The 8467-nt window shown below is 65.5% G+C and carries 7 protein-coding genes; 2 read left to right on the top strand and 5 right to left on the bottom strand.

What is annotated here, in order from left to right; translation table 11 throughout:
- Positions 1-311 precede the first annotated feature (311 nt).
- Both H8A95_RS39960 and H8A95_RS39955 read left to right on the top strand, forming a co-directional pair.
- Positions 312-1280 carry a lysylphosphatidylglycerol synthase transmembrane domain-containing protein gene (locus tag H8A95_RS39960; protein WP_229188024.1) on the top strand — a complete coding sequence of 323 codons (969 nt, stop codon included), beginning with the start codon at positions 312-314 and terminating at the stop codon, positions 1278-1280.
- Between the two features lie 70 nt (positions 1281-1350).
- Complete coding sequence (locus H8A95_RS39955; RefSeq protein WP_229188023.1) at positions 1351-2361, top strand: MraY family glycosyltransferase; 1011 nt, start codon at positions 1351-1353, stop codon at positions 2359-2361.
- Here the strand turns inward: H8A95_RS39955 and H8A95_RS39950 are convergent, their stop codons facing one another.
- The 5 genes from H8A95_RS39950 to rfaE2 form a co-directional block, all read right to left on the bottom strand.
- A complete protein-coding gene (locus tag H8A95_RS39950) occupies positions 2362-3303 on the bottom strand; it encodes an NAD-dependent epimerase/dehydratase family protein (RefSeq protein ID WP_229188022.1) in 942 nt (313 codons plus the stop codon).
- On the bottom strand, positions 3300-4514 hold the full coding sequence (locus H8A95_RS39945; protein WP_229188021.1) for a glycosyltransferase family 4 protein: 1215 nt from the start codon (positions 4512-4514) through the stop codon (positions 3300-3302). Before H8A95_RS39945 ends, H8A95_RS39950 begins: the two co-directional genes overlap by 4 nt.
- Positions 4515-4562: 48 nt before the next feature.
- Positions 4563-6476 (bottom strand): nucleoside-diphosphate sugar epimerase/dehydratase, encoded by a 1914-nt coding sequence (locus tag H8A95_RS39940; RefSeq protein WP_229188020.1) that lies wholly within the window; start codon positions 6474-6476, stop codon positions 4563-4565.
- Positions 6477-6560: 84 nt separating this feature from the next.
- Positions 6561-7841, bottom strand: coding sequence for an O-antigen ligase family protein (locus tag H8A95_RS39935; RefSeq protein WP_229188019.1), 1281 nt, complete (start codon positions 7839-7841; stop codon positions 6561-6563).
- 8 nt (positions 7842-7849) lie between these two features.
- A partial coding sequence (gene rfaE2, locus H8A95_RS39930) for a D-glycero-beta-D-manno-heptose 1-phosphate adenylyltransferase (protein ID WP_229188018.1) occupies positions 7850-8467 on the bottom strand: 618 nt, incomplete at its 5' end.

Below are 8467 nucleotides of genomic sequence, written 5' to 3'. Positions count from 1 at the left end.
CCATCCGCGGACGGCACACCAAATGGGCCCGGCCGTCGCGGCCGGTAGCCCCGTTACCTGGGAAGCACGATCCGAGCAGTCACGCGCCCCCACGCGTCTGGTCGGATTTTACCGGTTTTGTAAATTTCCGGTGAGCGGCGGGGCGTCCCCGCTCCGGCCTCTTTAGCCGCCCCTTCGCGCCTGCCGCAATAGGGACCAGTACGGGTATTGCCAGATCGATGCGGAAACCATACCAAGGCGGCGAATTTGGGCGCGCGAAAGCGTTTTGCGCTGTTTTTGACACATCCTGAAACCTGGCAGCGCGAACCGAAATGCGCCGAATCCTGCTTTCGACCGTCAAGATCCTGATCTCGGCTGCGCTGCTGTACCTGTCGCTGCGCAAGGTCAATCTGTACGACCTGGCCTCCCGCATCCAGGTCGAGAGCCTGGGCTGGCTCGGCCTCGCGATCGCGGTCACCTTCCTGCAGATCTTCCTCGGGGTGCTGCGTTGGCGCGAGATCAGCGTCGAGTGCGGCGCTCCGCTGGAGACCGCCCAGGCGATGCGCTTCAACGTCATCGGCACCTTCTTCAACCAGACCCTGCCGTCCTCGATCGGCGGCGACGCCGTGCGGCTTTGGCTAGTCGCGCGCGCCGGTGCAGGCTGGCGCGCGGCCACCTATTCGATCTTCGTCGACCGCGCGGTCGGACTGATCGCCCTGGCCGTCGTCATCGCCGCCACCCTGCCCTGGAGCTACCGGCTGATTTCCGATTCCCACGGCTGGATGGCATTGCTGCTGCTCGACCTCGCCGCACTCGCGGCCGGCTTTGGTTTCCTGCTGATCGGCCTGTTGCCCTGGCCATGGCTGAAGCAATGGTGGGCAACGCATCACATCCACGCCTGCGCGGTCATCGCGAACCGGGTGTTGTTCAGCCGCGAGCATGGGTTCAGGGTCGCGACCCTTTCGATCGCCATTCACGTGGTAACTGTCGTGATCGGCTGGTGCGTCGTGAAGTCGATCACGGCCCCCGTCACCTTCGGGCAGATATTCCAGTTGTTGCCCCCGGTGATGCTGATCACGATGATGCCGATCTCGATCGCGGGCTGGGGCGTGCGCGAAGCCACCATGGCGCTGGCCTTCGGCTATGCCGGATTGATCGCGAATGAGGGCGTCAACATCTCGCTGCTGTTCGGCGCAGTGTCGTTCGTGGTCGGTGTGTTCGGCGGCCTGGTGTGGATCCTGAGCCCGGAAAAGGCCGCCAAGGGCGCCGAGCCGATCGAAGTCCCGGGATCACAATCGTGAGTCCCGGGATCGCAATCGCGAGTCCCGGGATCGCAATTGCGAGTCCTGGGATCGCAGTGACCGGACCAGAATGAGCGCTTTCGAGATCCTCCTGTCGTTGATCGCAGCGGTCCTGGCCGCATCGATCTCGGCCGTCCTGATCCGGGCGACGCGGCCTCTGCTGCTGCGTGTGGCGCTGGCAAAGCCGAATGCGCGCTCGTCGCACCGCATTCCAACGCCGCAGGGCGCCGGCATCGCGGTCATCACGGCCACGCTGCTGGCGGGCGGGCTCGTCATCGCTCTCGCCGGATCGCGAGACCTGACCGTACCATTCATCGTGTTCGCGGCCTGCCTGTTCATCGCGGTGGTGGGCTTTGCCGACGACATCCGTTCCCTGCCCGTCGTCCCCCGGCTGTTGCTGCAGGCAGCCGCCGTTGCGGCCGTGGTGTTCTCGGCGCCCGGCGATCTCAGGCTGGTTCCGGCCTGCCCAATCTGGCTCGAACGCGGCCTGCTGCTGTTTGCCGGCCTCTGGTTCGTCAACCTCGTCAACTTCATGGACGGGCTCGACCTGATGACGGCGGCCGAGGCCGTGCCGATCACGGTGGCGGTCGCCCTGCTCGGCAGCTTCGGTTACGTCCCCGCCGTGCCTGCGCTGGTCGCGGCCGCGCTGTGCGGCGCGCTGCTCGGCTTCGCGCCGTTCAACCGGCCGGTGGCAAAGATATTCCTCGGCGATGTCGGCAGCCTGCCGATCGGCTTGCTGCTGGGCTGGTGCCTGCTCGAGCTTGCCTTGCATCAGCAGTTTGCCGCCGCGCTGCTGCTGCCGCTGTACTATCTGACGGATGCGACGGTCACGCTGTTTCGTCGCATGGCACGGCGCGAGCCGTTCTGGGCCGCGCATCGCTCGCATTTCTATCAGCGCGCGACCGACAACGGATTCACGGTGTGGCGTGTCGTCGGCGAGGTCTTTGCGCTGAACGTGGTGTTGACGCTGCTCGCATTCGCCTCGGTCGCCCTCAACTCCCTCACCGCAGACATCGTCCTGCTGCCGGCCGGACTGCTCGCTGTCAGCTGGCAACTGCGCCGGTTCTCGCGACCGCTCTGATCAGGGATCCGTTCGACGCAGCGCGCGCTTCAGCCCCTCGTCGAGGCTGATCGGCTGCTGCCATCCGGTGCTTGCGACCTTGGACAGATCCAGTTCGAGGGATGCGAACAGGCTGTCATAGGCTTCCTTGCGGCCGCCCAGCGTGAGCGACACCTTCAGGAGCGATGGCGGCAGCCAGAACAGGCGCGGCGAGGTCTCTGCCGCGCGGGCGAGGCGCTCGACGAACTCCCGCGTCGAGACCTGCTCGCGGTCGGCCACCAGAAACACGTCATAATCACTTCCCGGCTGCGACAGCCGGTGCAGGATGAACGACGCGAGGTTTTCCGCCGACAGGAACGCGCGGCGATTCTTCACATAAGCCAGCGGCAGCGGCATGCGATTGATCACCGCACGCTTGAGCAAGGCGAAATTTCCCTTCGCACCGGCGCCGTAGATCAACGGCGGGCGGATGACGGTCACTCTCATGCCGCTGCCCGGCACGATGTCCTTCAAGCCAACCTCGGCTGCCGCCTTGGAATTTCCGTAGAGGCCGCGGGGTGTCAGCACGTCGTCCTCGCGAAACGGAGGACGCCCGTAGTTGCTGCGCCCGTGCACCAGGATCGTGCTGACGAAAATGAAATCCCGAATGCCGGCAGCTGCGGCGGAACGCGCCAGATGCAGCGTGCCCTCGATATTGACGTTGCGGTAGAGCTCTATGGAGTGTTCGTCGGATTGTTGGTGAACACGGGCCGCAAGATGGACGACGGCATCCACGCCATCGAGCGCAGCGCGCCAATCGGTGGCAGGACTGAGCGAGTCGATCGTCACATCGTTGGCACCTTGCGGCGGGGTTCGCATCGCGCGGCGCACGACCCAGCCATTCCGCTCCAGCACGGGCACCACATGGCGGCCGACAAAGCCGCTGGCACCCGTCACCAGAACCGTTCGGCGACCATCATTCATGCCGTCCGCTCCACATCACGATTGGTTAGCAGCTCCGCGACCAGCGCGGCATAGCTTGCCAGGGCCCGCTCGGAACTGAAGGTCCGCGCGGTGGCGACAGCGCGCTCGGCCATCGCGGTGTCCTGCGAACGCGACGCCAGCCTGATCGCATCGGCGAGCTGATCGGGCCTTCCCGGTGTGACGACCCAGCCCAGCCGGTTTTCGCTGACGGTCAGCGCCGCCTCGGCCTCGGGCTCGGAGACGAGGATGACGGGCCGGCCGGCTGCAAGCAGATTATAGAACCGGCTCGGCACCGACACACCGGCGACGTCCTTGCGATAGGGAATGAGCCAGACATCGGCACTGGAGAGCAGCGCATCCAGTTCGCCGTCCGCGACGCGGTCGACCAGCGTGACGTTGGCGAGCCGCGCTTCGGCCTGCATGTCCTTCAACCGCGCGAAGCCCATGCCCCATCCCGAGAGCAGGAAATGGATGTCGCGTTCGTCGCGCAACAGCCGCGCTGCGTTGAAGACGATTTCCGGATCGTGGGTGAAGCCGAGATTGCCGGACAGGCCGACGACGAAGCGGGCGGCGATGGCCTTGCGAAACGGATTGTCGGGGCTGACGGGACGGCTCCCGGGGGTGAGCGTGGCCCAGTTCGGGATGAACCTGATCTTGTCCTGGGTCATTCCGCCATATCGCAGCAGCAGCTTCTCCGCGTCGCGACCGATGACGATGACGATGTTCAGCGCACGGAACATCAGCGCGTTGATCGCGCGCATCGCCCGCGCAACCAGCGAGGACGGCCGCAGCAGCCCGGCCATGACAAGCACGTCGGGAAACAGGTCGTGCAGGATCAGCGCCGACTTCGCCCCCTTCAACCTTGCCGCGGCGGCCACCGCATAAGGGAGCGCGAAGGGCGCAGTCACCGTCAGCGCCACGTCGCCGTGCTGCAGTCGCGACAGCAGCGCAAAGAAGATCCGGCCGGCGAACAGCGCCTCGGCCAGCGCGCGCTTGATCAGCGCCGCCTTTCCCGGCAGCCAGTTCCTGATCTCGACGACGACGGGTCGCCCGGGCGCAGGCGCCCGCGCCGACCCCGGCATTCCGGAGACCACCATCACGTCCGCCTCCTGCGCGATCCGTTCGGCGATCGCGGACATGATGGCCGCAGTCGTGCTGTGGTCCGGCGGATAGTGCTGGCTGACGACCACGACTTTTCGAGAATGCGGCATCAATGGCTTTCGAAACGGACCTGTCTCATCGTCCGCAGGACGGCGCGATCAGGCGGCATTCGATCCGAACTCGGGCACGGCGTCCTGAAGCACGGCGCGGATGGTCACGCGGTCATCTCTCTCGATCGCATCCTCCAGCGCTGCAAGCCATTTGCGCAGCGTCGACATCGGCGGCTGGTTCGGCTTGGCCGCCATGACGCCGGCGACGCCGATTTCGAGCGTCGGCTCCTGGCTTGCGAACAGGATCTCGTTGAGCCGCTCGCCGGGGCGGATGCCGCTGAACACAATCTCGACGTCGACGCCGGGTTGCAGGCCCGACAGACGGATCATCCGTTCGGCGAGATCGACGATCTTCACCGGCTGGCCCATGTTCAGCACATAGACCGAGACGTCGGGCCGCGCCGGCGTCACCGCGTGCGTCGCTGCGGTGATCACGAGATCGCAGGCTTCGCGGATCGTCATGAAGTAGCGAACCATGTCGGGATGGGTCACCGTGATCGGTCCGCCGGCTTCGATCTGGGCCTTGAATTTCGGCACCACCGAGCCGTTGGACGCCAGCACGTTGCCGAACCGCACCGAGATCAACCGCATATGCGGCTTGCCCCTTGCCTCGGTCATCAGGTCGTGGTCCAGCGCCTGGCAGTACATCTCGGCGAAACGTTTGGTCAGGCCGAGCATCGACACCGGCTCGATCGCCTTGTCGGTCGAGATCATCACCATCGCGCTCGCGCCTGCGGCACGCGCGGCGTCGGCCACGTTCACCGACCCGAAGATGTTGGTCTTGACCCCTTCGCTCCAGTCACGCTCCAGGATCGGCACATGCTTGAGCGCCGCGGCATGGAACACGATGTCGGGCTTGAACTCGCTCATCAGGCGCGTGATGCGCTCGCGATCCCTGATGTCGGCGATCCGGCCCTCGATCTCGGGGCCGGTGTCGCGCGCGGACAGCGCTTCGGTGACGGCATACAGCGCCGGCTCCGAGTTCTCGACGACCAAGAGGCGCGCCGCGCCGAAGGTCGCGACCCGCTCGCAGATTTCCGCGCCGATCGAGCCGCCGCCGCCGGTCACGATGACGGACTTGCCCTTCACCAGTGTCTCGAGCCGCGCGTAGTCGATCTTCTGGCTCGGGCGCAGCAGCAGGTCCTCGACCGCAACATTGGTGAGCCGCGGCGCATCGCCGCCCTCCAGCGACGGCAGTCGACTGACCATCAGCCCAAGCCGCTTGGCGCGCATCAGCACGCTTTCCGGATGCGCGTCCGGCTCGAAGGCCGAGGGTGTCATGACGACGCGCTTGATCGGCCGCTTCCGGCTCTCGAAATCGCGAATCACGGCCTCGATGTCATCGACGCCGCCGACCACGGGAATGTTGCGTATCATCTGGCCGCGGTCCGCGACCGATGGCGAGAGCACGCCGACCGGCCAGAGCCGCTTGATAGCGCCGTTCTCGATACCGCGCAGCACAACCTCCGCGTCGGCCGTGCGTCCAACCAGCAGCGCCGGCGCGGCGTTGTCGGACCGGGCATGCAGCCGCGTGCGCGAATAGCGGAAGTAGCGATAGCCGAGGCGCAACGCGCTCAGCGCGAACACCTCCAGGAAGAAGAAAAGGATGATCGTGACCCGGCCGAGGAATACTGGGCTCGGCGAATTTGCCCCGGTGAAGAAGTAGACGTAGTCCAGCACGACCAGTGCCAACGTCAGCACCGCCGCGACCCGCAGGATATTCACCGCGTCCGGCAGCGAGGTGAAGCGCCATTTCGCCGTGGTCAGATTGGAGAAGTAGCTGACCACGACGCTGAACAGCACGAACCAGGGCAGAATGCGCAGCAGATGCGGCAGTCGATCGGTGAGAAGGCTCCCCTCGAAACGCAGATAAAAGCTCGCCAGCAACGCAAACGTCGTCGCGAGCGCGTCATGCAGCAAGATCAGGAAGTTGCGCAGGGTGAATTGCGAAAGGCGCGTCATCTAACGGACGGGTTGCTGACAACTGGGAGTTCGTGATGAGACATTGGCAGGCTGATAGCGTATCTGCGGAGCCCTTGCCAGCGATCATGGATGAACGGGAGGTTCGGGTTCCATATCGGTCCCCAATCGCCCCTTCAGCACCATGCCGCCCGCGACCCCGACGCCCAGCACATACATCCAGCCTTCGTGAAAGTCGAAGATGTGTGAATTAAACAACGAACTAGTAATATTCTGTACCACGACGAGAAGTCCGATCCAGTTAACGAGACCGTCGCCACGGAACAGCAAGAGGTGCAGTAACCACATCGCGTACAGGATCGCTACACCCACAATGCCCCACTGCACGGCAACGTTCAACGTTTGATTGTGGGGGTTTCCGATCACCTCGCCGGAGGCCTGGGTCACCCCGCCGGTCGCAACGCGCTCGAACAGACCCCGCGTCGACCCGGTGCCATGGCCGACCACCGGGGCCTCGGCAAAGAAGCCGAGCGACTTGCGCCAGAATTCAAGCCGCAAGCCGAGCGACGTCGGCTCGTTGCGTTCCATATAGAGCTTGTAGTCGCGCTGGAACGACTCGGCCGTCCGGCGCAGCGGCGACGATCCATACCACGCCACCACGGACAACGCGGCGGCCGCGCAAAGGATCAGCACGATGGTGCGCCAGCGCAGATGCAGCAGCGCAAATACCGCGAACATAATCGGAACCGTCACCAACGCGGTCCGCGACACCACCACCAGCGCCATGTTGGCGAACAGGCTGAGCGCAATCGCGATCAGCAGGACGGCCGGCAGGACGCGCTTTGCCCGCAGCAGCAGCACGATCGGATAGGCCAGCGCGACCGCGCACAAGGTGAACTCCTGGCTCTGATCGATGTAGTTCTTGACGAACACGCCCTGCTCGCCAGGGCCGGGCGCCCGCAGCGCGAGGTGAGGATAGGCAAGCACCAGCCACGACATCAGCATCAACAGCGTGCATGAGACGAGGAAGGCCACGAACACCCAGTTGCCGCGGGTCGAGCGCTGAAAATGATAGAGCAGGACCGGAAGCACCAGGAGCTTTGCGGTCGGCCCTACAGCGTACAATCTCGCGCCCCAAGCGGCGTCCGACCAGAGCGTGCCGACAAGCGCGAGGCAGAACAGCGCAATCGGCGCCACGCAGACCGGCCGCTTCAGCAGCGCCCAGAACGCCCGCAGATCGACCGTCGGCGCGATCGAGATCAGCAACAACACGCCGAAGATGCCGACCAGCGAGGTCGACCACGGCAGCGACAGCGCAATCAGGACCGCGACCATATCGGTCGTGATCTGCCAGCGCGCCGGATCGCGCCAAGCCGGACACGCCGCGGCGCCTGCCGGGGATGCCATGCTCGCGCTCACGCTTGACCCTCACGGGCCCGGGCAACCAGCGACGTCGTGCTGTGGCCGGGCAGGATCTCGACCAGCACCACCTCGCCGCCAGCAGCCTCGACGATCTCGTGGCCGACCACCTGCTCGCGGGTATAGTCGCCGCCCTTGACCAGCACGCTCGGCCGCACCTTCGTGATCAGCTCGATCGGCGTGTCCTCCTCGAAGATCGCGACGAGGTCGACGGCTTCCAACGCCGCCAGCACCTCGGCGCGCGCACGCTCGTTCTGCACCGGGCGCCCCTCGCCCTTCAACCGCTTCACCGAGGCGTCGCTGTTCAACCCGACGATCAGGCGATCACAGGTGCTGCGCGCGGCGGTCAGCACCTTGACGTGACCGGGATGCAGGATGTCGAAACAGCCGTTGGTGAAGCCGATGCGCAGATCCTGCCTGCGCCATTCCTCGAGGTATGCATCGATATCGCCGCCGGCCGCGACGATCTTTTCCTCGGCCGCCAGCGAAGCATGCGGCAGGATCCTTCGCCGCAACTCGGCGGACCTGACGATCGCGGTGCCGGTCTTGCCGACCGCAACCGCCGCGGCAGCGCTCGCGATCCGCAGCGCGCCTTCCCAGTCGGCACCGCCGGC

The sequence above is a fragment of the Bradyrhizobium oropedii genome (assembly GCF_020889685.1).
Classification (GTDB): domain Bacteria; phylum Pseudomonadota; class Alphaproteobacteria; order Rhizobiales; family Xanthobacteraceae; genus Bradyrhizobium; species Bradyrhizobium oropedii.
Note: the sequence above shows the minus strand (reverse complement) of the source record. Positions and strands in the feature narration are given on the sequence as shown.

Excerpts from the sequence above, each read along its gene's own strand:
- H8A95_RS39960 (WP_229188024.1), top strand. The coding sequence starts at position 312 with ATGCGCCGAATCCTGCTTTCGACCGTCAAGATCCTGATCTCGGCTGCG.
- H8A95_RS39955 (WP_229188023.1), top strand. The coding sequence starts at position 1,351 with ATGAGCGCTTTCGAGATCCTCCTGTCGTTGATCGCAGCGGTCCTGGCC.
- H8A95_RS39950 (WP_229188022.1), bottom strand. The coding sequence starts at position 3,303 with ATGAATGATGGTCGCCGAACGGTTCTGGTGACGGGTGCCAGCGGCTTT.
- H8A95_RS39945 (WP_229188021.1), bottom strand. The coding sequence starts at position 4,514 with ATGCCGCATTCTCGAAAAGTCGTGGTCGTCAGCCAGCACTATCCGCCG.
- H8A95_RS39940 (WP_229188020.1), bottom strand. The coding sequence starts at position 6,476 with ATGACGCGCCTTTCGCAATTCACCCTGCGCAACTTCCTGATCTTGCTG.
- H8A95_RS39935 (WP_229188019.1), bottom strand. The coding sequence starts at position 7,841 with ATGGCATCCCCGGCAGGCGCCGCGGCGTGTCCGGCTTGGCGCGATCCG.